Annotated in this window: 21 protein-coding genes; 9 read left to right on the plus strand and 12 right to left on the minus strand. The window is 70.5% G+C overall.

Features of this window, described 5'->3' with window-relative positions:
- Positions 1 to 33 precede the first annotated feature (33 nt).
- The 5 genes from QM597_RS07300 to QM597_RS07320 all read left to right on the plus strand — a co-directional run bounded on the left by QM597_RS07300 (position 34) and on the right by QM597_RS07320 (position 3787).
- Positions 34 to 1194, plus strand: a complete 1161-nt coding sequence (locus QM597_RS07300) for a THUMP-like domain-containing protein (RefSeq protein ID WP_415004210.1) — start codon at positions 34 to 36, stop codon at positions 1192 to 1194.
- 101 nt (positions 1195 to 1295) lie between these two features.
- Positions 1296 to 1613: a hypothetical protein gene (locus tag QM597_RS07305; protein WP_415004211.1), complete on the plus strand. Its 318-nt coding sequence runs from the start codon at positions 1296 to 1298 to the stop codon at positions 1611 to 1613.
- 34 nt (positions 1614 to 1647) lie between these two features.
- Positions 1648 to 2337: a LamB/YcsF family protein gene (locus QM597_RS07310; protein ID WP_415004212.1), complete on the plus strand. Its 690-nt coding sequence runs from the start codon at positions 1648 to 1650 to the stop codon at positions 2335 to 2337.
- Positions 2334 to 2918 carry a 5-oxoprolinase subunit B family protein gene (locus QM597_RS07315; RefSeq protein ID WP_415004213.1) on the plus strand — a complete coding sequence of 195 codons (585 nt, stop codon included), beginning with the start codon at positions 2334 to 2336 and terminating at the stop codon, positions 2916 to 2918. The genes QM597_RS07310 and QM597_RS07315 overlap by 4 nt, the downstream gene beginning before the upstream one ends.
- Positions 2915 to 3787, plus strand: coding sequence for a biotin-dependent carboxyltransferase family protein (locus QM597_RS07320; protein ID WP_415004214.1), 873 nt, complete (start codon positions 2915 to 2917; stop codon positions 3785 to 3787). The genes QM597_RS07315 and QM597_RS07320 overlap by 4 nt, the downstream gene beginning before the upstream one ends.
- A 6-nt stretch (positions 3788 to 3793) precedes the next feature.
- Here QM597_RS07320 and tsaD read toward each other — a convergent pair whose 3' ends face one another.
- A complete protein-coding gene (tsaD, locus tag QM597_RS07325; RefSeq protein WP_415004215.1) occupies positions 3794 to 4837 on the minus strand; it encodes a tRNA (adenosine(37)-N6)-threonylcarbamoyltransferase complex transferase subunit TsaD in 1044 nt (347 codons plus the stop codon).
- A gap of 93 nt (positions 4838 to 4930) precedes the next feature.
- Here tsaD and QM597_RS07330 point away from each other — a divergent pair, with 93 nt between their 5' ends.
- Positions 4931 to 6925, plus strand: coding sequence for a hypothetical protein (locus QM597_RS07330; protein ID WP_415004216.1), 1995 nt, complete (start codon positions 4931 to 4933; stop codon positions 6923 to 6925).
- Positions 6926 to 7000: 75 nt separating this feature from the next.
- Here QM597_RS07330 and rimI read toward each other — a convergent pair whose 3' ends face one another.
- From rimI to glmS, 8 genes are all read right to left on the minus strand, one after another.
- Entirely contained in the window at positions 7001 to 7438 is a 438-nt protein-coding gene (gene rimI, locus QM597_RS07335) for a ribosomal protein S18-alanine N-acetyltransferase (RefSeq protein WP_415004217.1), read from the minus strand.
- On the minus strand, positions 7435 to 8073 hold the full coding sequence (gene tsaB, locus QM597_RS07340) for a tRNA (adenosine(37)-N6)-threonylcarbamoyltransferase complex dimerization subunit type 1 TsaB (protein ID WP_415004218.1): 639 nt from the start codon (positions 8071 to 8073) through the stop codon (positions 7435 to 7437). The genes rimI and tsaB overlap by 4 nt, the downstream gene beginning before the upstream one ends.
- A 146-nt stretch (positions 8074 to 8219) precedes the next feature.
- Positions 8220 to 9197, minus strand: coding sequence for a tRNA (adenosine(37)-N6)-threonylcarbamoyltransferase complex ATPase subunit type 1 TsaE (gene tsaE, locus QM597_RS07345; RefSeq protein ID WP_415004219.1), 978 nt, complete (start codon positions 9195 to 9197; stop codon positions 8220 to 8222).
- 11 nt (positions 9198 to 9208) lie between these two features.
- A complete protein-coding gene (locus QM597_RS07350) occupies positions 9209 to 10192 on the minus strand; it encodes an alpha/beta fold hydrolase (RefSeq protein WP_415004220.1) in 984 nt (327 codons plus the stop codon).
- Entirely contained in the window at positions 10189 to 11313 is a 1125-nt protein-coding gene (gene alr, locus QM597_RS07355; protein ID WP_415004221.1) for an alanine racemase, read from the minus strand. Before alr ends, QM597_RS07350 begins: the two co-directional genes overlap by 4 nt.
- Positions 11310 to 12740, minus strand: a complete 1431-nt coding sequence (locus QM597_RS07360; protein ID WP_415004222.1) for a bifunctional ADP-dependent NAD(P)H-hydrate dehydratase/NAD(P)H-hydrate epimerase — start codon at positions 12738 to 12740, stop codon at positions 11310 to 11312. Before QM597_RS07360 ends, alr begins: the two co-directional genes overlap by 4 nt.
- Before the next feature lie 2 nt (positions 12741 to 12742).
- Positions 12743 to 13099 carry a holo-ACP synthase gene (locus QM597_RS07365; protein WP_415004223.1) on the minus strand — a complete coding sequence of 119 codons (357 nt, stop codon included), beginning with the start codon at positions 13097 to 13099 and terminating at the stop codon, positions 12743 to 12745.
- A gap of 193 nt (positions 13100 to 13292) precedes the next feature.
- Positions 13293 to 15137, minus strand: a complete 1845-nt coding sequence (gene glmS / locus QM597_RS07370; protein WP_415004224.1) for a glutamine--fructose-6-phosphate transaminase (isomerizing) — start codon at positions 15135 to 15137, stop codon at positions 13293 to 13295.
- 46 nt (positions 15138 to 15183) lie between these two features.
- Here glmS and coaA point away from each other — a divergent pair, with 46 nt between their 5' ends.
- Positions 15184 to 16134, plus strand: coding sequence for a type I pantothenate kinase (gene coaA / locus QM597_RS07375; protein ID WP_415004225.1), 951 nt, complete (start codon positions 15184 to 15186; stop codon positions 16132 to 16134).
- A 132-nt stretch (positions 16135 to 16266) separates the two neighbouring features.
- On the opposite strand, the gene glmM is transcribed toward coaA, so the two are convergent.
- Genes glmM through rplM form a run of 3 tightly spaced genes read right to left on the minus strand, consistent with a single transcriptional unit; the run spans position 16267 to position 18582 of the window.
- Complete coding sequence (gene glmM, locus QM597_RS07380; protein ID WP_415004226.1) at positions 16267 to 17613, minus strand: phosphoglucosamine mutase; 1347 nt, start codon at positions 17611 to 17613, stop codon at positions 16267 to 16269.
- A 7-nt stretch (positions 17614 to 17620) separates the two neighbouring features.
- Positions 17621 to 18118, minus strand: a complete 498-nt coding sequence (gene rpsI, locus QM597_RS07385) for a 30S ribosomal protein S9 (RefSeq protein ID WP_415004249.1) — start codon at positions 18116 to 18118, stop codon at positions 17621 to 17623.
- Between the two features lie 20 nt (positions 18119 to 18138).
- A complete protein-coding gene (rplM, locus tag QM597_RS07390; protein WP_415004227.1) occupies positions 18139 to 18582 on the minus strand; it encodes a 50S ribosomal protein L13 in 444 nt (147 codons plus the stop codon).
- A gap of 292 nt (positions 18583 to 18874) precedes the next feature.
- Here rplM and QM597_RS07395 point away from each other — a divergent pair, with 292 nt between their 5' ends.
- Together QM597_RS07395 and truA are read left to right on the plus strand one after the other, a co-directional pair.
- Positions 18875 to 20170, plus strand: a complete 1296-nt coding sequence (locus QM597_RS07395; RefSeq protein ID WP_415004228.1) for a citrate synthase — start codon at positions 18875 to 18877, stop codon at positions 20168 to 20170.
- A 126-nt stretch (positions 20171 to 20296) separates the two neighbouring features.
- Positions 20297 to 21085, plus strand: coding sequence for a tRNA pseudouridine(38-40) synthase TruA (truA, locus tag QM597_RS07400; RefSeq protein WP_415004229.1), 789 nt, complete (start codon positions 20297 to 20299; stop codon positions 21083 to 21085).
- The last annotated feature ends 26 nt before the right edge of the window (positions 21086 to 21111 follow it).

A 21111-nucleotide genomic window follows, 5' to 3' on the forward strand; every position in this document is an offset into this window, starting at 1 on the left:
TCGTTCTCGCGTGCGCATGGCTAGGGTCGGGCCGTGGACCTGGAGACCTTCGAGCGACTGCTGACGCCGCCCGGCCAGGACCTGCTCGCCGAGATCGCCGCCGCGCCGCCCGGCACCGACCGCCTCGCCCTGGGGACCCGCCTGCGCAAGACTCATCCGCACGATCTGGTCGCCGCCGCGATGACACAGAACAACCTGCGCACCCGTGCCACCGCCAAGTTCGGGGCCGATGCCGCATGGCTCTACTTCACCCCCGACGCCCTCGAACAGGCGACCCGGCGACGGGTCGCCGGCCACCGGGCGCAGCGACTCGCCGCGTCAGGAACGGAGGCGGTCCTCGACCTCGGCTGCGGCATCGGCGCGGACCTCATCGCCTTCTCTCGCGCCGGCCTGCGCGTGCGCGGCGTCGAACGCGACCCGGTCCGGGCCGCCATCGCTACGGCCAACCTGCGCGCGCTCAGTCTCGACGGCGAGGTCATCACCGGCGACGCGACCGACACTCCCCTGCGCGCCGGCGAGACCGCTTTCGTCGATCCGGCCCGCCGGACCGGCCGCGGCCGGGTGTTCGGCACCGCCGACCTCCAGCCGCCGTGGCCCTGGGTGCGCGACCTGCTGGCCGGGCGCGCGGTCGCCAAAGTCATGCCCGGCCTCGCGCACGCCGACATCCCCGAGGGCGTCGAGGCCGAATGGGTCAGTGACGGCGGCGACCTCGTGGAGTGCTGCCTGTGGGGTTCGGCCTTCGCCCGGACCCGGCGGCGCGCCACGCTGCTGCCGTCCGGGGCGAGCCTCGCCCACCGCGACGAACCGGCCGTCACGGGGGAGGTCGGGGCCTATCTGTACGAGCCGGACGACGCGGTGATCCGCGCCGGTCTCGTCGCCGAACTCGCCGCCGAACTCGGCGGGTGGCTGCCCGATGCGAAGATCGCCTACCTCAGCGCCGACCGCGGCGACGCCACCGCCCTGGCCCGGCGCTTCACCGTCGTCGCCGAACTGCCGTTCCGCGAGAAGCAGTTGCGCGCGGCCCTCCAGCAACGCCGCATCGGCACCCTCACCGTCAAGAAGCGCGGCGTCCAAATCGTGCCCGAGGAGTTGATCCGGCGGCTGCGGCTCGACGGACCGCATCAGGCCACGGTGATCCTGACCCGCGTGGCCGGAGCCGGGCGGGCCTTCCTCGTCGACCCGCTCCAGAACTGACCCGCATGGCGGTTGTCCACAGCCGCCCGTCACCGGCCTTGCCGCCCGTCACCCTGCGTGACAGGTTCGCCTCGAACGGAGAGAATAGGAAGGTGATCTCCATGTCCGAACCACAGGTCTGGACGCTCATCGGCGTCTTCGGCACGGCGATGTTCGCTATGGTCACCGTCGTGTCCGGGTTGTTCGTCCGGGTTCTCAAGGCCGAAATCAGCGGCTTGCGTGGTGAGATGCGGGCCGAAATCAGCGAACTGCGCGGCGAGATGCGGGCCGAAATCGGCGGTCTACGCGGCGAAATGCATAGCGAAATCAGCGGTCTACGCGGCGAGATGAATGCACGCTTCGAGACCTTGAACCGGCAGATTCAGCATCTGGACCGCGACGTGCAAGCAGTGATGAAGCGCGTCTTCGGCCACGAGTAGCCGCAGGCCTGCGGCCCTCTCCTAGACTCGGGCCATGCGGGTCGATCTCAACGCCGATGTCGCCGAGAGCGCCGAGGACCTCGCCCTGCTCGACGTCGCCACCAGTGCGAATGTCTGTTGCGGGGCCTACGCCGGAGGTGTCGACCTCATGGTGAAGGCGTGCGAGCGGGCCGCCCGGCGGGGTGTCACCATCGGTGCCCAGGTCGGCTACGCCGATCCCGAAGGCTTCGGCCGCCGCCGGCTCGATCCGCCGGGCGGCGAACTGCTGACCTGCCTGCGCGAGCAGATCGACCTCCTGGCCGATATCGCCGACGCTGCGGGAACCCCGCTCGCCTACGTCAAACCGCACGGCGCGCTCTACAACACCATCGTCTCCGACGAGCGCCAGGCGAGCGTCGTCGTCGAGGCCGTGGCACCGTACGGGCTGCCGCTGCTGGGCCTGCCCCAGGCGGCATCGCTTCGACTGGCGCGCGCCGAGGGGCTTCCCGTCGCGGTGGAAGGATTCGCCGACCGCGCCTACCGGCCCGACGGGACCCTGGTCCCGCGCTCCGAACCGGGTGCCGTGCTGACCGACCCCGGAGTGGTCGCGGCGCAGGCCGTCCGCCTGGCTGCGGGCGTCGACTCGCTGTGCGTCCACGGCGATTCGCCCGGCGCGCTCGGCCTGGCCCGCTCCGTCCGCGAGGCGCTGGAGGCCGCAGGATTCGCCCTCGGGCCGTTCGCGTGAGACTGCGGCCCTGCGGCGACACCGCGCTGCTGCTCGACTGCGCCGACCCCGGCGAGGCCCGCGCCTGGCATGCCGCCCTCGCTCCGCAGGCCGAGGCGACGCTCGGTGCCTCCACGGTCCTGCTGCGCGGCGATCCGCCGGCGCTGCGCCGCCTCGTCGCCGTGACGACACCGGGCGCGGTCGCCCCGCTCGGCGACGGCGAAATCGTCATCGCGGTGGTCTACGACGGCCCCGATCTCGCCGAGGTCGCCCGGATCACCGGCCTGACCGAGACCGAGGTCATCGCCGCCCACACCGGCACGGCCTGGGATGTCGCGTTCACCGGGTTCGCCCCCGGATTCGCCTACCTCACCGGCGGCGATCCGCGCCTGCACGTGCCGCGCCGGGGCACCCCACGCGCCCGCGTCCCCGCAGGATCGGTGGCGCTGGCCGGACCCTATGCGGGCGTCTACCCGCGCGCCTCACCGGGCGGCTGGCAGTTGATCGGCCGCACCGAGGCCGTGCTGTGGGACCTCGACCGCGACCCGCCGGCACTGCTGCGCCCGTGCCTGCGCGTGCGGTTCGCCGAGGACCGGCGATGAGCCTACGGGTCATCGAAGTCACCGGCGTGACGCTCGTGGAGGATCTCGGCCGCCCCGGCCGCTCGGCCCTCGGCGTCGCCCCCTCGGGCACCTTCGACCGCACCGCGATGCGGCAGGCCAACGCGCTCCTTGGTAACCGGCCCGTCGACGCGGTGCTCGAGGTGATCGGCGCGCTGACCGTGCGGGCCACCCGCCCGGTGACCCTCGTCGTGACCGGGGCACCGGGTCCGCTCGACATCGACGGCCGTCCGTGTCCGCACGGCCGCGTGCTGCGTCTGAGGGCCGGCGCGTTCCTGGGGGTGTCGCCGGCCACCGTGGGCGTGCGCCGCGTGCTCGCCGTGGCCGGGGGCATCGCGAGCGCTCCGGTGCTCGGTTCCCGTTCCCGCGATCTGCTGGCCGGCCTGGGTCCCGAGCCGGTGCGCCCCGGCGACCTGCTGCCGGTCGGCCTGGCCCCCGCCGCGCCGCCGTCGCCACTGCCCGACGACCTCGGCCCGCTCCTGCTCGGTGCCGTCGGCGACCTGACCGTCCGTGCCGTCCCCGGCCCTCGGGACGACTGGTTCACCCCGGAGGCCGTCGCGATGTTCTTCGGCACGCCGTGGACGGTGTCCGAACGCAGCGACCGGATCGGCGTGCGCCTGGACGGCCCGGCGCTGGAGCGCGCGGTCACGGCGGAACTGGCCTCCGAACCGGTCGTGCGCGGCAGCATCCAGGTCACCTCGGCGGGCCTTCCGGTCGTGCTCGGCCCAGACCACCCGGTCACCGGCGGCTACCCGGTGATCGCCGTCCTACTCGACCACGACACCGATCTCCTCGCCCAGGCCGCGCCCGGCCGGATCGTCCGCTTCGCGCGACACCCGCTCCCCGGCTGAGGACGCCTACGCCACGACCGAGGTGACGGGCAGGCCCGAGTCCGCAGGCAGGTCGAACGGCGACGGAGGCAAGCCCCGGCGGACCACCTCGGCACCGAGCGCGGCGACCATCGCCCCGTTGTCGGTACACAGGCCCAGGCGCGGCACCCGCAGCTCGATACCGGCCTCGGCGCAGCGCCGCTGCGCGTACCAGCGCAGCCGCGAGTTGGCCGCCACCCCGCCGCCGACGACGAGCGTGCCGACCTCGTGTTCCCGGCACGCCGCAACGGCCTTGGCGGTCAGCACGTCGCAGACCGCGTCCTGGAAAGACGCCGCCACATCGGCCACCGCGAGCGGCCGGCCGGCCAGCTCCTCGCGCTGGACATGACGAGCGACGGCGCTCTTGAGGCCCGAGAACGAGAAGTTCCAACGGTGCCGCTCACGGTCGCGGGCGGCCGTGAGCCCGCGCGGGAAGGCCACCGCCGCCGGATCACCGCCGGCCGCGACCCGGTCGATGTGCGGACCGCCGGGATAGGGCAGGCCCAACAGCCGGGCGACCTTGTCGAAGGCCTCCCCTGCGGCATCGTCGATGGTCTGGCCGAGCAGCGTGATGTCACAGGCGATGTCGTCGACGAGCAGGATCTCCGAATGCCCGCCGCTGGCCAGCAGGGCCACGACCCGGCGGTCGAAGCGTCCGTGCTCCAACTGGTCGACCGCGACGTGCGCGGCGAGATGGTTGAGTCCGTACAGCGGCTTGTCGTGCGCCAGCGCGAGCGCCTTCGCGGCGGCCACGCCCACGAGCAGCGCCCCGGTCAGGCCCGGGCCGCTTGTGACCGCGATGGCGTCGACATCCGCAACACTCATGCCGGCCTGGGCGAGCGCGCCGTCGAGCGTCGGGACGAAGGCCTCCAGGTGCGCCCGGCTCGCTACCTCCGGCACGATGCCGCCGAATCGCACGTGCTCGTCCATGCTGGAGGAGACGACATGGGCCAGCAGATCGGTGCCGCGCACGATACCGACACCCGTCTCGTCGCACGAGGACTCGATGCCGAGGACGATGGGTTCGCTCACCGGCTCATCCTGTCAGGTCCCTTCGCTGCGGTTCCCCCGGCAGGAAGCCGCCAAGACCAGGCCATTCGAAGCACCGTAGTCCATACTGGCCGCATGCTTCTCAGCGCGTGGCATCGTCACCCCAAGACGCTCGTCCTCGCGGTCGGGATCATCGTGTGTCTGGCCACCGTTGTGACGTCCCCGACACCGCAGGCGAAGGCCGCCGACCTGAGCCAGTTCCGGGCGGGCAACATCATCAGCGACGAGGTCTTCTTCAGCGCGTGGACGATGAACGAGAGTGACATACAGGCGTTTCTCAACCAAAAGGGGAGCGCCTGCTCGGGTTCCATGTGCCTGAAGAACTACGTGGACACCGTGCCGTCGAAGTCGAGCGACCAGTTCTGCGCAGGTTATCCTGCGTCAGGATCTGAGTCTGCGGCGCGCATCATCTACCGTGTCGCCAACTCCTGCGGCATCAATCCGCAAGTCCTTCTGGTCATGCTCCAAAAGGAGCAGAGTCTCGTGACCCGCACCAACCCGACGGCCACCGCCTACCAGAAGGCCATGGGGTTCGCCTGTCCCGACACCACCGCCTGTGACTCGACCTACTACGGCTTCGGCAACCAGGTCTACAGCGCGGCGCGGCAGTTCCAGCGCTACGCCAACAGCGGAAGTTACACCTGGATCAAGGTCGGGCAGGTCAACCAGGTCCGCTATCACCCCAATACGGCTTGCGGCAGCGGATCGGTCCTCATCGAGAACAAGGCCACGGCGGGCCTCTACTACTACACCCCGTACCAGCCGAACCAAGCAGCACTAAACGCCGGTTACGGCACCGGAGATGCGTGCTCCTCGTACGGCAACCGGAACTTCTACCAGTACTTCGTCGATTGGTTCGGCAACACGCAGTCCGTGTCCTCCATCGTTCAAGTACCTGGCCAAGCGGAGATCTGGTTAGTGGTGGGAACGTCCAAACACCACATCACGGCGTACGCGGACCTACGGGTCTTCACGTCGCGGCTCGGGTCGGTCAAGTCCGTTCCGGCGAGTTACCTCAGCTCCTTGACGACGGGCCGGCCCGCGACACGCCTGGTGCGCGATCCCAGAGACGGAGTGATCTCCATGGTGGGAATCGATGGGGCCAAACATCGATTCCCCGACGCGGCGACCTTGGCGGACTACGGTTACGGCTTCGACACCTACGTCGATCTGAGTCCGAGCCAGTCGGACGCTTTCACCACCGGGCCAGAAGCAGGGAACTTCTTCCGCATAGAAGACGGACCCGAGATCTACTTCTTGAACGACGGCACCCGCCAATACGTCACGACGATGCGAGCCTATGCGACGGCGGCGACCGGCAAGAACCCGTACGTCCTCCCGATCTCAGCCGCCCTTGCCGCCACGTTCACGACAGGACCAGCGATCCTCGAGCCGAATACCCTGGTGCGCGAAACCTCACGAGCCGAGGTCTATCTCACGCTGGGCGACTCGGGCCTGCTGCATATTCCCTCGTTCGGCCTGGCCGCAGAATTGGGGGCGACCCAGCGCATCGTGGTCTCTGACGGCACATTGGCGAAGAACAGCACGCTTACGGGTTCCCTGAGTCCCGTCATCACCTGTGACGGGCGTGATCTTCTGATCGCTGGTGGTCAAGCATGGCCTATCTCGGGGGCTGGGCCAACGGGCTTCGCTGCGGTGCAGTTGCCGCAGGCAGCGTGCGCCCCTCTTTCGATCTCTTCGACCCAGGTGTCTGCTCCCTTCTTCGTGCAGATACCCGGCAAGCCGGAGGTCTACATCATCGACGCCGGCCAATTGCACCATATTCGCAGTTCTGATCGACTGCGGCAGCTCAATGGCGACCGCGACCTGACGCTGCTGCCGTGGTCGGCCGCAACGGTTTCCTATATCGGTATCGGAGCGCCCGATGTGGCAGGGACGTTCCTCCAGTTCGACGGTGGAGACGAGATCTATCAAGGGAACGGTCGTGAGATACGACATGTGACGTCGATGGACGCGCTGATCCGCCTAGGCGGGGGCAAGAAACCGGCCATCGAGCGAATGCCCTTGGCATGGAAGTCGTATTACACGACGGGGACGCCTATCTCGTGATGTCGGCGGCGCGGTCTTCGGACGTTCGCACAGTGAGAACCCACGACCACGAGCCGATGCCGTCCATGATCGCGCTCACGACAGCCGCCGTTCGTAGACCAGGGCGTCGGTTCCGCCGGGGTAGTAGCCGCGCCGCCGGTGAATCTCGGCGAACCCGGCGGTCGCGTACAGCGCGCGAGCGGCCGCGTTGTCCTCGGCGACCTCCAGCAGCATCCTTTCAGCGCCGGCCTCCCGTGCTTTCCGCCGCACCTCGCCCAGGAGCGCCCGTGCGACGCCCTCACGCCGGGCGGCCGGGTCAACAGCGATCCGCAGCAGGTCTGCCGTGTCACCGGTCACCGCCACGCTCGCCCAACCGGACGGCACGGAACCATCGCGGACTGCTACCAGCACCGTGCGGTTCACCAGTTCGTCCCGTACTAAGGCAGCGCTCCACCCCGACGCGAAGCAAACCGCCTCCAGGTCTGCGAGCGCATCGACGTCGGCATCCGAGCCGGGACGGATCACCAGATTCATCGCTGATCGAGGGGCACCGCGTCGGGGCGTCGCAGGTACAGCGGTTCGACGGGCAGGAGCGCGGCCGATCCGCCTGCGACCGCGCTCGCCAGGGCCGCAGCCGACGGATCGCGCGGCCCGCGGGAGGGGCCAAGGAGATCGGCGTACAGGTCGGCACCTCGCCCGATCACCGGGCGGCCGGGGAAGCGAGCGGCGAGGTCGGCCGGGACAGCCACATCGGGGCCGTCCAGGCGTGCCCCGGCCGCGTCGTAACGCGCCCAGTAGACCTCGCGGCGACGCGCGTCGGTGGCGACGAGGAACTCCTCGCCCGGACCACCGGCGGCTACAGCCTCGGCGGCGAGGGTGTCGAGGGTGCAGATGCCGTGTGCTCCGATGCCGAGCGTCGAGGCGAGAGTCAAGGCGGTGACGACACCGACCCGCAGGCCAGTGAACGGCCCCGGCCCCACGCCGACGGCGATGTCAGTCAGGTCGGCGGGGTCCGCTCCCGCCTCGGTCAGGGCCTCGCGGATCGCGGGGGCCAGCCGTTCGCCGTGCGCAGTCGCACCTTCGCTCGTCGAGGCGGCCAGCAGCCGGGTCCCGTCGTGGACGGCGACGGTCACCGCTGGCGTCGCGGTGTCGAAGGCGAGCAGCAGCACCCCGCGAGCCTACGCGACAGGAGGCGGACCCGGTCGCTGAGGCGCGAGCTTGCGAGCCGGTCCCTGAGGTGTGAGGCCGCTTGCGGTGGATGGGTCATTTCGAGGCTCGCAAGCTCGCACCTCAATGAGCGGCATCGACCTACAAATCAGCACGTCCCCAGCAGCGTGGACCGCAGCGGCACGCCGACCCAGCGCGGCCCGTGAGGCCGGATGGTCACGACCCGCATGTCGTCCTCGTCGCCCGGCTCGTCGGCGGCCACCGCCGTCCCCAGCGGATCGCCCGGCGCGGCACGCCGCCGTTCCAGGCTGATGTGCAGCCGGTTCGGTGCCAGTTGCTCGGCCAGTCCCTCCCCCCATTCGACGACCGTGACCGCCTCGTCCACGGAGGCGTCCAAGTCGAGGTCGTCGAGCTCGGCGGCCGATCCCAGCCGGTAGGCGTCGACATGCACCAGCGATGGACCGCCGACGAGCGAGGGGTGGCTGCGCGCGATGACGAAGGTCGGCGAGGTGACCGGGCCTCGAACGCCCAGGCCGTCGGCGAGTCCCTGGGTGAAGGTCGTCTTGCCCGCACCGAGGCCGCCGGAGAGCACCAGCAGGTCGCCGGCGCGCAACAGTGCGGCCAGCCGGCCGGCCAGCGCCTGGGTGTCCTCGGCCGTCGGCAGCTCCCGAGCGAGCCACAGGGTCTTGCCGAACTCCAGCAGCGTGCCGTCGCCGCCGATGGGCACGTAGCGCCGACGCTCCCAGAAGCGCACCGTGTCGGGCAGCTCGGCGCGCACGTGCAGCCAGAGGCCGTCCTTGCCGCGCTCCTCGGCGATGTCCTCGGCCACCCCGACCATCGCCGAGGCGACCCCGCGCGCCTGGATCTGCGGATCGACCGAGACCCGTCGCAGGCCGAGCAGGCCGGGCCTGGACTCGTCGAACAGCAGCGCACCCATAGGCCGGCCGCGACGCTCGACGATCAGTCCTCCGGCGCTCTCCAGCGCCGCGCGCACCGAATCGGCGGTCTCCTCGGTGGCCGTGGACGGCGGATCCAGCACCGGCCGGGCGGCGAAGGACCGGCAGATGATGTCGGCGACGGCCTCCGCGTGCTCGGGGCGGGCCTCGGTGACGTCGAGCGCGGGCATCAGAGCGCCCCTCACCGCAGCCGGTCGACGAGGGCGGTGACGGCAGCGTCGACCGGTTCGGGCTGTTCGAGCATCACCATGTGTCCGGCACCGGGCACGAGCACGAGCCGCGCACCCTCGATGGCCTCGGCGAGCCGCCGGCTGTGCTTCGCCGGGGTCAACAGGTCGTCGGTGCCGCACAACACCGTGACCGGCACGTCGGCGAGCGTCCGCAGCGCCTCGAACAGGTCCAGGGACGGGAAGTTCGGGTAGAAGTCCACGAGGAGGCGTGTCGGCGCCCGCGCGATCATCTCGTCACACATCGCCACGGCACGCGGGTCGGCGTCCGGGCCGACCGCCCACCGGCGGACGAGCGAGGTGCTGTTGAAACTGCGGCCCCAGTCGAGCACCGGTCCGGCGGCGCGCACCACGCCGCCCAGCCGCTCCAGCACCGGCTTGCCGCGCATGAGCTTGCCGGCGCTGGTGCCGACGAGGACGACCCCGACCACGGTTCCGCCGAACAGCTGCGGGTGGTCAGCGGCCAACTGCATGATCGCCATGCCGCCCATCGAATGCCCGACCAGGACGACGCGGCCGCGACCGTGCTCGGCGATGACCCTGGCCAGGTCGTCGGCCAGGTGCGCCAGTGAGGAGTTCTCGGCGGTGGTGGCCCCGGACGCGCCGTGTCCGCGCTGGTCGATGAAGACCATGCGGGCGCGACCGCGCAGAGCAAGTCGCTGGAAGTGCCAGGTGTCCTGGTCGCACATCCAGCCGTGGACGAAGACGATGGTCGGGCCGCGCCGGTCGCCGGCCGCCGGCTCCTCGACCTCGACGTGCAACGGCGTGCCGTCGGCGGCGATGACGGTGTGCCCCGTCGAGCGCACCGACCCGAAGGGGGTGTCGCCCGGCAGGTGCTCACGGCGCGCGGTGATGCGCCGGTGGCGGACCGCCGATGCGGCCAGGCCGGCACCGACGAAAGCGCCCGCCGTGAGCGCCGCAGTCGTCAACCGTCTCATGGCGGCCCCTCTCCGTAGGTGTATCCGATCCGGCCGCCCAGCGCGGTAACGACCTCGTAGGCGATGGTGCCAGAGGCCGCCGCCCAGTCGACGGCGGTCGGCTCGCCGGCCGCGCCGGACCCGAACAGGGTGAGCACGTCGCCGCGCTCGGCGGGCAGGTCGCCGAGGTCGACGACCATCTGGTCCATGCAGATCGTCCCGACGACCGGCACGCGCCGCCCGGCGAACCAGGCCTGCGCCCGTCCCCCCGCCGCGCGGTGTAGGCCCTCGCCGTAGCCGGCCGGCACCAGGGCGAGGGTGGTCTCGCGGTCGGTGACGTAGCGGTGGCCGTAGGAGACGCCCTGCCCGGCCGAGACTCGCTTGACGGCCGCCAGCCGGACGCGCAGGGTCATCACCGGCGTCAGGTCGATGCGGGGCGTGCCGGGGTGGGCCGACATGTCCGGGTCGGGCGGGAGACCGTAGGTGGCGATGCCCGCGCGCACGAGGTCGAGGTGGGCGCTCGGCCGGGTCATCAGCGCCGCAGAGTTGGCCAGGTGCCGCAGGCCGGGGTCGATCCCGGCGTCCTCGAGTTCGGCGACGGCCTCGCCGAAGCGGGCTTCCTGGGCGTCGTTGGCGGGGTGTCCCGGCTCGTCGGCGCAGGCGAAATGGGACCAGACCCCGCTGAGGCGCGTGCGCGAGTCCCGGACGGCCGCCACCAGTTCGGTCCACTGGTCGCCGAAGGCACCGTTGCGGCCCAGGCCGGTGTCGACCTTGAGCTGGATGCGCGGCACCGACGAGGCGGCGAGGATCTCGGCGAGCTGGTCGGCCGAGGAAGCCGTCACCTCGATGTCGTGCCGGGCCGCGGCGGCGAAGTCGGCTCCGGGGGCGGCCAGCCAGCACAGCAGCGGACCCTCGTCGCCGGCGCGCCGCAGCGCCAGGGCCTCGTCGAGGGTGGCCACGCCGAGCCAGTCGGCTCCCGCCTGGCGCGCGGCGCGGGCCATCGTCACCGAGCCGTGTCCGTAGGCGTTCGCCTTGACGACCGCCAGGAACCGCGCGTCCGGGGCCAGCGCGGCGAGGGTGCGGATGTTGGCACGGTAGGCGGCCAGATCGACGTACGCCTCGGCCTGGAGGGGCGCGCTCACCAGTCCCGCTCCCCGCTCAGGCGGCCGGCGAGGAAGTCCGCGACGACCGCAGGCAACGCGGCGGCCACGCCCGAGGCACTCACCGGTCCGCCCGGATTGGCGCGGACCCCCGCAGCCCCGTGCAGGAAGGCGGCCACGGCGGCAGCGTCGTGGGGCACCAGGCCTGCGGCCAGCAGCGACCCGAGGAATCCGGAGAGCACATCGCCCGATCCTGCCGTACCGAGCCAGGCGGTGCCCGAGAGGTTGACGCGCGTCGTCTGCCCGGGTGTGACGATCAGGGTGCGCCGCCCCTTGAGCAGGACCGTCGCCTGCCAGCGCTGTGCGGCTTCTCGCGCATGCCGCCACGGGTCCGCCTCGACCTGCTGACGGTCGAGGCCGAGCATGGCCGCGAGTTCGCCTGCGTGAGGGGTGAAGACCCACACGCTCCCTGAGGTGCGAGCGTCAGCGAGCCTCGAAGGGTGCAGCGCAGCGGCGTCGACGACAGTCGGCACCCCGTCGGCGAGCGCCGCCGCGAGGTGGTCGCCGACGTCCTCACCGCCGCCGGGACCAACCACCCAGGCCTGCACGCGGCCCGTGCCGGGCACGATTTCCGGGGCGTGGTCAATCACACTCCGGGTCACCTCGGGGTCGCCGACGAAACGCCCGTAGCCGGCCGGACCCGCCTGGGCACCGGCCACGCACAGCCGCGCCGCGCCCGGATAGGCCGGCGATCCGGCGCGGATGCCGAGGACTCCGCGCGTGTACTTGTGAGCGTCGCCGCGCGGCACGGCCGGGGCGAGCAGGGCGTGATCGTCTGCGGTCAGCGCCTCGACGGCCGGTTCGCCCAGGTGTCGGCCCATCCCGATGTCGGCGACCTCGACGGCGCCCGCGAGGTCGGCGGCGGGGCCGAGCAGGAGGCCGGGCTTGAGGGCACCGAAGGTGACGGTGTGGTCGGCGACGAAGTGCGGGCCGGGAGCCGTCCCATCGTCGACGCCGATGCCGGACGGGACATCGACCGCGACGGTGTACGGCCTAGCGTCGGCCTGCCAGGCGGCCCAGTCGGCGGCACGTCCGGTGCCGAGGCCGGGGCGGGCACCGATGCCGAACAGTCCGTCCACGACACTCGCATGCCCGTGCGGTTCGGCGACCTCCCTGGCCCCTGCGGCGCGTGCGGCGGCGAGTCCTCCGGGGTGGGAGCGGTCGGGATCGAGGAGGCACACATCGACCTCGCGGCCACGCTCGCACAGCCGGGCTGCGGCGTACAGCGCGTCGCCGCCGTTGTTGCCGGGACCGACGAGGAAGACCGGCGTCTGACCGGGCGGCAGCCGGTCGAGCAGGACACCGGCGAGGGCGTCGGCGGCGGCCTGCATCAGGGCGTCCCAGCCGGTCTCGGCGGCAACCGCAGCCTCCGCAGCACGGATCGCCGCGACGTCGTGCGCGGCACGCACCGTCAGCCCGCCTCGGCGACGACGAAGGCGGTGGCGACCGGGCCGTCGTGGGAGATCGACAGGTGCAGCGCCGTGATGCCGAGGTCGCGCACGCGCGCACGCGCCGGACCGGTCAGCTCGAAGGACGGCGCACCCCGGTCGTCGGTGACCACCTCGATGTCGGTCCACGACAGTCCCGCCGGCGCACGCAGCGCCTTGACGAAGGCCTCTTTGGCAGCGAAGCGGCCCGCCATTGATTCGATGCTCAGTTCCGCCTCGGCGGGGGTCAGGAGCCGCTGGCGCAGGCTGGGGGTGCGCTCCAGCGACACGGCGAAGCGCTCAATGTCCACCACGTCGACGCCGATCCCACGCACGCTCATGTGCGTCAGGTTACGTCCCTTCGATGCTCGCTTCGCTTCACACCTCCAAGGGACCCGCCAGCCTGGTCCCTGAGGTGCGAGGGCGCCCCGCGCCCGAGCCTCGAAGGGACCCCAAACAACGAGCCGCTGTCTGGGTCATTTCGAGGCTCGTCGCAAGCTCCTCGCACCTCAACGACCCGGTTCGGCGCGCGCTCTATTCGACCGTGACACTCTTGGCGAGGTTGCGCGGCTGGTCGACGTCGTGGCCGAGCGCCGTGGCGTACTCGCAGGCGAAGATCTGCAGCGGCACCATCGCCACGAGCGGCTGCAACAGCGTCGGCACCTGCGGCAGCCGGATCAGGTGGTCAGCGAACGGCACGACCGATTCGTCGCCGTCCTCGGCCAGCACGATGGTCCGTGCCCCCCGCGCCCGCACCTCCTGGATGTTGCTGACGACCTTCTCGTGCACCTCGCCCGGACCCGCCGGAGGCACCACGACGAAGACCGGCGTGCCCTCCTCGATCACCGCGATGGGACCGTGCTTGAGTTCACCGGCCGCGAAGCCCTCGGCATGCAGGTAGGCCAGCTCCTTGAGCTTGAGCGCGCCCTCCAGCGCCACCGGATAGCCCACATGGCGGCCGAGGAAGATGAACGACGACGCCCCGGAGAGCGCCTGGGCGATGTCGCGCACCGTGCCGGCCTCGTCGAGCATGCGCTGGATGGCCGCCGGGGTCGCGACGAGGTCGTCGAGGATGCGCGCGATCTCGTCGCCGAACTTTGCCCCTTTGACCTGCGCGAGGTACAACCCGAGCAGGTAGCAGGCGACGACCTGCGCGAGGAAAGCCTTGGTCGAGGCGACGGCGATCTCCGGCCCCGCGTGCGTGTAGATGACCGCATCGGACTCACGCGGGATAGTCGAGCCGTTGGTGTTGCAGATGCTGAGCACGCGGGCGCGCTGCTGGCGGGCGTACCGGATCGCCATGAGCGTGTCCATCGTCTCGCCGGACTGGCTGATCGTGACCACGAGCGTCGACTGATCGAGGATGGGGTCGCGGTAGCGGAACTCGCTGGCCAGTTCGACCTCGACGGGGATGCGGGTCCAGTGCTCGATGGCGTACTTGGCGACCATCGCCGCGTAGTAGGAGGTGCCGCAGGCGATGGCGACGATCTTGTCGACCCCGCGCAACTCGTCGTCGGACAGCCGCATCTCGTCGAGTTGCAGCAGCCCCTCGGGGGTGTGGCGGCCCAGGAGGGTGTCGGCGACGGCCTTGGGCTGCTCGGCGATCTCCTTGAGCATGTACCACTCGTAGCCGTCCTTCTGGGCGGCCGAAAGATCCCAGTCGACGGTGAAAGCCGTGGTCACGGCGGGTACCCCGTCGAAGTCCGTGACGACGATGTCGTCGGGAGTGATGACGACGACCTGGTCCTGGCCGAGTTCGACGGCCTCACGGGTGTACTCGATGAACGCCGCGACGTCGGAGCCGAGGAAGTTCTCGCCCTCGCCGCGGCCCACGACGAGCGGCGAGTTGCGGCGCGCGCCGACGACGACGCCAGGGCTGCCGGCCTCGCAGATGACCAGGGTGAAGGCCCCCTCGAGGCGGCGGCAGACCGCGCGCACCGCCTCGGGCAGGTCGTCTCCGGCGGCGAGGCGGCCGGCGACGAGGAAGGCGACGACCTCCGAATCGGTCTCGCTGGCCAGTTCGTGACCGGCGTCCTCGACCTCGGCGCGCAACTCGGCGAAGTTCTCGATGATCCCGTTATGAACGATGGCGACGCGGCCGGTGTCGTCCAGGTGCGGGTGGGCGTTGCGGTCGGTCGGGCCGCCGTGCGTCGCCCAGCGCGTGTGTCCGATGCCGGTCGTGGCGGCGGGCAGCGGATGCTCGGCCAGCACGGCGTCAAGGTTGGCGAGTTTGCCGGCCTTCTTGGCCGAGACGATGCCGCCGCCGGCGACCACGGCAACGCCGCCGGAGTCGTAGCCGCGGTACTCCAGGCGCCGCAGGCCGCCCATGACGACATCGACGGCCGAGCGCTGGCCGACGTATCCGACGATTCCGCACATGGGCTTCAGGGTACCGACTGCGCCGGGTAGACCTCGTGCCGCGACAATGGTGCGCATGTCCCGCGAGCTGTCGCCCTACGTGGAGTTGGAGCGCAAGGCATGGGCCGAACTCGCCGGGGAGGCTCCCCTGCCGCTGTCGGCCGCCGAGATCGAACGCATCCGCGGGCTGGGCGAGGAACTCGACCTGGAGGAGGTCCGCCAGGTCTACCTCCCGCTGACCGAGTTGATGACGATGCGCATTCGCGCGGCGGCGGGGCTGTACCGGGCGACCGAGAAGTTCCTCGGCAATCCGCAGCCGCAGCGCACGCCATATGTCATCGGGGTCGGCGGGTCGGTGGCGGTCGGCAAGTCGACCACGGCGCGGCTGATCCGCGAGTTGCTCGCGCACGCCCCGGAGAAGCCGAAAGTCGAACTCGTGACCACCGACGGCTTCCTGCTCCCGAACTCCGAGTTGGAGCGCCGCGGCATGTTCGACCGCAAGGGCTTCCCGGAGTCGTACGACCGCAAGGGGCTGCTGCGGTTCATTATGAACGTCAAGTCCGGTGCCGAGGTGGTCGAGGCACCGGTCTACTCGCACCTGACCTACGACGTGACCGACGAGGTTGTGACGCTGCACCGGCCCGATATCGTCATCGTGGAGGGCCTCAACGTGCTGGCACCGGCGCGCTCACGCGGGGATGGCAGCCCAGGCCTGGCGATCAGCGATTTCTTCGACTTCACGCTCTACGTCGATGCCGCCAACCGCGACATCAAGCGCTGGTACATCGACCGCTTCTTGACCTTGCGCCGCACGGCCTTCGCCGACCCGCACTCGTACTTCCATCGCTACAGCGAGTTGAGCGACACCGAGGCGCTGACGCGCGCGGAACTCTTGTGGGACACCATCAACTGGCCGAATCTGCGCGAGAACATCACCACCACGCGCGGGCGGGCCGATCTGGTCCTGCGCAAGGACGCCGATCACTCCGTCAAGTGGATCCGCCTGCGCAAACTCTGACCCTCGTGGGGTGTCCCTTCGAGGCTCGCTCCGCTCGCACCTCAGGGACCTGCCCCGGTCCCTGAGGTGCCGCGAGGAACGAGCGGCCTCGAAGGGACCACCTCAGCCAGCGGGTCCTATTGGCACGCGTTCTTACAGCGCGAGGTGGGCCTGGACGATGTGGGCGAGGTCGTCGGCGACCTTCTGGGCCTCGTCCTCAGTCGGGGCCTCGACCATGACGCGGACCAGCGGCTCGGTGCCGGAGGGGCGCAGCAGGATCCGCCCGCAGCCGGCCAGCGCCGCCGAGGCCGCCGCCACCGCGCCGTGCACGGCCGGGTCGGTGTCGGTGCGCGTCTTGTCGACGCCGGGCACATTGACGAGCACCTGCGGCAGTCGCGTCATCACTGCGGCGAGGTCGGCCATCGAACGGCCGGTCTGCACCATGCGCGCGGCCACCTGGATCGCCGCCAGCACGCCGTCACCGGTCGTGGCGCGATCGGCGACGATGACGTGACCGGACTGCTCCCCGCCGAGCGAGAAGCCCCCGGCTCGCATCGCCTCCAGCACGTAGCGGTCGCCCACGGCGGTCTGGACGCAGGTGATACCCGCGCGTTCCATCGCCTGCACGAAGCCCAGGTTGCTCATCTGCGTGACGACCACGGTGTCGTCCTTCAGCGACCCGGCCTCGCTCAGCGCGAGCGCGAGCACGGCGAGGATCTGATCCCCGTCGACGGCCTGCCCACTGGCGTCGACCGCCAGGCAGCGGTCGGCGTCGCCGTCGAAGGCGAACCCCACGGCCGCCCCGTGCTCGACCACGGCCGCCTGCAGGCCGCCCAGGTGGGTCGATCCGCAGTCGGCGTTGATGTTGGTGCCGTCGGGCGAGGCGTTGATGGTGACGACCTCGGCACCCAACTCGGCGAAGGCCGCCGGACCGGATTCGTAGGCGGCCCCGTGGGCGCAGTCGAGCACGACCTTGAGGCCGTCCAGCCGCGACGGTGCCGAGGCGACCAGATGACGGACGTACTCGGCCAGCCCGACCCGGCTCTCGCCGACGCGGCCCACGTCGGCACCCGTCGGACGCTCCCGCCACGGCTCGCCGAGGCGATCCTCGATCTGCCGCTCAACGGCGTCGTCGAGTTTGCGTCCGCCACGAGCGAGGAACTTGATGCCGTTGTCGGGCATCGGGTTGTGACTCGCCGAGATCATCACGCCCAGATCGGCGTTCAGGTGATCGGTCAGGTAGGCGCAGCCCGGCGTCGGCACGATCCCGAGCCGGTGGACGTCGACACCCGCCGACGCCAGCCCGGCCACCACCGCAGCCTCCAAGAACTCCCCGGAGACGCGGGTGTCACGAGCGACAACAGCCGTCGGCCGGCCGGAGCCGACCTCGCGCCGACCGAGAACCTGGGCGGCCGCGACCGCGAGGTCGACGGCGAGTTCGGCGGTCAGGTCCCGATTGGCCAGACCCCGAACCCCGTCGGTTCCGAAGACCCGACCCACGCCCGGATCAGCGCTTGCTGTACTGCGGAGCCTTGCGGGCCTTCTTGAGACCGGCCTTCTTGCGCTCCTTGATGCGCGCGTCGCGGGTCAGCAGGCCGGCCTTCTTGAGGACCGGACGGTTCGCCTCGACGTCGATGCCGTTGAGCGCACGGGCCACGCCGAGACGCAGCGCGCCGGCCTGACCGGTCATGCCGCCGCCGGTGACGCGGGCGATCACGTCGAAGGAGTCCTCCAGGCCGGTGGCCGCGAGCGCCTCCTTGGCGATCTGCTGGTGCAGCTTGTTGGGGAGGTACTCCTCCAGCGGCTTGCCGTTGACCGTCCACTGGCCGGTGCCCGGGACGATGCGCACGCGGGCGACGGCCTCCTTGCGGCGGCCGGTAGCCGCGCCGGGGGCCACGAGGGCCGGGCGGTCGGTGGCCGAGGCGGAGATGCCGCTCGACTCGGAGGTGTAGGCGACGCCCTCGGCGTTCGTCTCGAACTCGACGTCAGTGGTGGTGTCGGCCACGATGTTCTGCTTCCTGGTGCTCACTGGGAGATCTGCGTGATCTCGAACGGCTGGGGCTTCTGGGCGGCGTGCGGATGGGTGGGACCCGCGTACACCTTCAGCTTCGAGATCTGCGCCCGGCCGAGACGGTTCTTCGGCAGCATGCCGCGGACCGACTTCTCGATGGCCTTGCGCGCGTCCTTGTCGAGCAGGTCGCCATAGGCGATCTGCTTGAGGCCGCCGGGGTAACCGCTGTGGCGGTAGACCTGCTTGTCGGTGCGCTTAGCACCGGACAGGGCCACCTTCTCGGCGTTGACGATGATGACGAAGTCACCGCCGTCGACGTGCGGCGCGTAGGTCGGCTTGTGCTTGCCCCGCAGGAGCGTGGCCGCTTCGACGGCCAGACGGCCCAGGACGACATCCTCGGCATCAATCACATGCCACTGACGGGTGATGTCAGCGGGCTTGGGGCTGAACGTACGCACGGCGTGACCTATTCTTCTCGTTCTCGAGTGGCTGATCGGGGACGCTGCCCCGAACGGAGATCTATGGTGGTTGTGTCCGCGTGGGAAATCGCAGGGCACAACGACTCGCTAGCCTAGCCGCCCGCACCCGCTGCGGTCAAAACGGCCCACCAGCCCCCGAGCCGCGGCGGCCTCAGGATGTGAACGATCCGCGCCCCCGGCACCCGCGATGGGGCCGGGGGCGGCTAGGTTGCTGTCAACGGTGCCACACCCCCGGCGCTCCGCACACGTCGTACGTCACAGGAGACCCATCGTGACCGAGAACAACACCTTGACCGTCCGCGACAACCGCACCGGTGCCGAATACGAGATCCCCATCACCGACGGCGCGATCCGCGCCACCGATGTGGGACAGATCGGCAAGGGCGACGACTCCCCCGGCCTGGCGGTCTACGATCCGGGCTTCACCAACACCGCGTCCACGCGCAGCGCCGTCACCTACATCGATGGCGACAAGGGCATCTTGGAGTACCGCGGCTATCCCATCGAGCAGTTGGCCGAGAGTTCGACCTATCTGGAGGTCGCCTACCTGCTAGTCAACGGCGAACTTCCCACGCAGGCCCAGCACGAACAGTGGGTCCACGACATCACCTTCCACACCTTCGTCCATGAGAACCTCAAGGGCCTCATGCAGGGCTTCCGCTACGACGCACACCCGATGGGTCAGCTGCTGTCGAGCGTCGGCGCGCTGTCGACCTTCTACCCCGAGGCGCGCAACATCAAGGACCCGGAGATCCGCATGGCGCAGATCGTGCGCCTGATCGCCAAGATGCCCACGCTCGGTGCCTGGTCGTTCCGGCACGCGCAGGGCAAGCCGTACGTCTACCCCGACAACGAACTGAGTTACACCGAGAACTTCCTGTCGATGCTCTTCAAGATGAGCGAGTTGAAGTACGCGGCCGACCCGCGCCTGGTCAAGGCGTTGGAAGTGCTGTTCATCCTGCACGCCGATCACGAGCAGAACTGTTCGACCAATGCGGTGCGTTCGGTCGGCTCCAGCCAGGTTGACCCGTACTCGGCGGTCAGCGCGGGCATCGCGGCCCTCTACGGCCCGCTGCACGGCGGTGCGAACGAGGCCGTCCTGCGCATGCTCAAGCGGATCAAGACCAAGGAGAACGTCGCCGACTTCATCACCGGGGTCAAGAACGGCGAAGAACGCCTCATGGGCTTCGGTCACCGGGTCTACAAGAACTACGATCCGCGCGCGAAGATCATCAAGAAGGCCTGTGACGACGTCTTCGCGGTCACCGGGGTCAACCCGCTGCTGGAGGTCGCGCAGGAGCTGGAGAAGATCGCACTGGAGGACGAGTACTTCGTCAAGCGCAAGCTCTACCCGAACGTCGACTTCTACTCGGGTCTCATCTACGAGGCGCTGCAGTTCCCGCCGGAGATGTTCACGGTGCTGTTCGCGATCCCGCGGACGTCGGGCTGGCTGGCGCAGTGGCTGGAGCTGGTCGACGACCCGGAGCAGAAGATCGCCCGGCCGAAGCAGATCTACACCGGCGGCCGCACCCTCGACTTCACCCCCGCCGCCCAGCGCTGGGCCTGAGCGCGCGCTACGGGGGCCTGAGATAGGTCCCTTCGAGGCTCCTCGGTCCTCGTCGCGCCTCAGGGACCGGGCCTTCGGCTCCTGAGGTGTCGCGCCGGGGTCGGCGGGCGGCGATACGGTGAGGGGGTGCGACTGCGTATCGACTTGGCCTACGACGGCGGCGACTTCTCCGGGTGGGCCGTCCAGCCCGGTTTGCGCACTGTGCAGGGAGAGTTGGAGAAGGCCCTGGCCACCGTGCTGCGGCTGCCCGAACCGCCGCAGGTGGTCTGCGCGGGCCGCACCGACGCCGGCGTGCATGCGCGCGGGCAGGTCGTCCACGTCGACCTCGACACCCATCCGGGAGTCCTCGAACGGCGGTTACGGCGGTTGGTGCCCGGTGATATCCGGATCAAGTCGGTCACCGAGGCACACCCCGACTTCGATGCGCGTTTCGCGGCGCTCGAGCGCCGCTACGTCTACCGTATGACCGATCATCCGGCCGGTCCCGACCCCCTGGCTCGCGGGATGATCGTCGCCCAGCCGCGGCCGCTGACCGTCGACCTGATGAACGAGGCGGCCGAACACCTGCTCGGCGAACACGACTTCGCCGCGTTCTGCAAGAAGCGCGAGGGTGCCACGACCGTCCGCACCCTCCTGGCGCTGCGTACGATGCGCGGCGGCGAGACCATTGCCACCACGGTCCGTGCCGACGCCTTCTGTCATTCGATGGTGCGCTCGCTCATGGGATGTCTCGTCGCCGTCGGCGAGCGGCGGTATACGCCGGAGTTCGCCGCCGAAATCCTCGCCGGGCGGGTGCGCGATCCGCGGGTCAAGGTCATGCCGGCGCACGGGCTGGTGCTGGAGGAGGTCGTCTACCCGCCCGACGAGCAACTGGCAGAGCGCGTCTCTCAGGCCCGGCGGCGGCGAGACGAGTAGCCGCGACGACCCGCCGACGCTCTCGT

It is taken from the genome of Aeromicrobium sp. (genome assembly GCF_047607065.1).
Taxonomy (GTDB): Bacteria; Actinomycetota; Actinomycetes; order Propionibacteriales; family Nocardioidaceae; genus Aeromicrobium.

Coding starts and splice junctions, on each gene's coding strand:
- QM597_RS07305 (WP_415004211.1), top strand. CDS start 1,296: ATGTCCGAACCACAGGTCTGGACGCTCATCGGCGTCTTCGGCACGGCG.
- QM597_RS07310 (WP_415004212.1), top strand. CDS start 1,648: ATGCGGGTCGATCTCAACGCCGATGTCGCCGAGAGCGCCGAGGACCTC.
- QM597_RS07320 (WP_415004214.1), top strand. CDS start 2,915: ATGAGCCTACGGGTCATCGAAGTCACCGGCGTGACGCTCGTGGAGGAT.
- QM597_RS07330 (WP_415004216.1), top strand. CDS start 4,931: ATGCTTCTCAGCGCGTGGCATCGTCACCCCAAGACGCTCGTCCTCGCG.
- rimI (WP_415004217.1), bottom strand. CDS start 7,438: ATGAATCTGGTGATCCGTCCCGGCTCGGATGCCGACGTCGATGCGCTC.
- tsaE (WP_415004219.1), bottom strand. CDS start 9,197: ATGCCCGCGCTCGACGTCACCGAGGCCCGCCCCGAGCACGCGGAGGCC.
- QM597_RS07350 (WP_415004220.1), bottom strand. CDS start 10,192: ATGAGACGGTTGACGACTGCGGCGCTCACGGCGGGCGCTTTCGTCGGT.
- QM597_RS07365 (WP_415004223.1), bottom strand. CDS start 13,099: ATGAGCGTGCGTGGGATCGGCGTCGACGTGGTGGACATTGAGCGCTTC.
- glmS (WP_415004224.1), bottom strand. CDS start 15,137: ATGTGCGGAATCGTCGGATACGTCGGCCAGCGCTCGGCCGTCGATGTC.
- coaA (WP_415004225.1), top strand. CDS start 15,184: ATGGTGCGCATGTCCCGCGAGCTGTCGCCCTACGTGGAGTTGGAGCGC.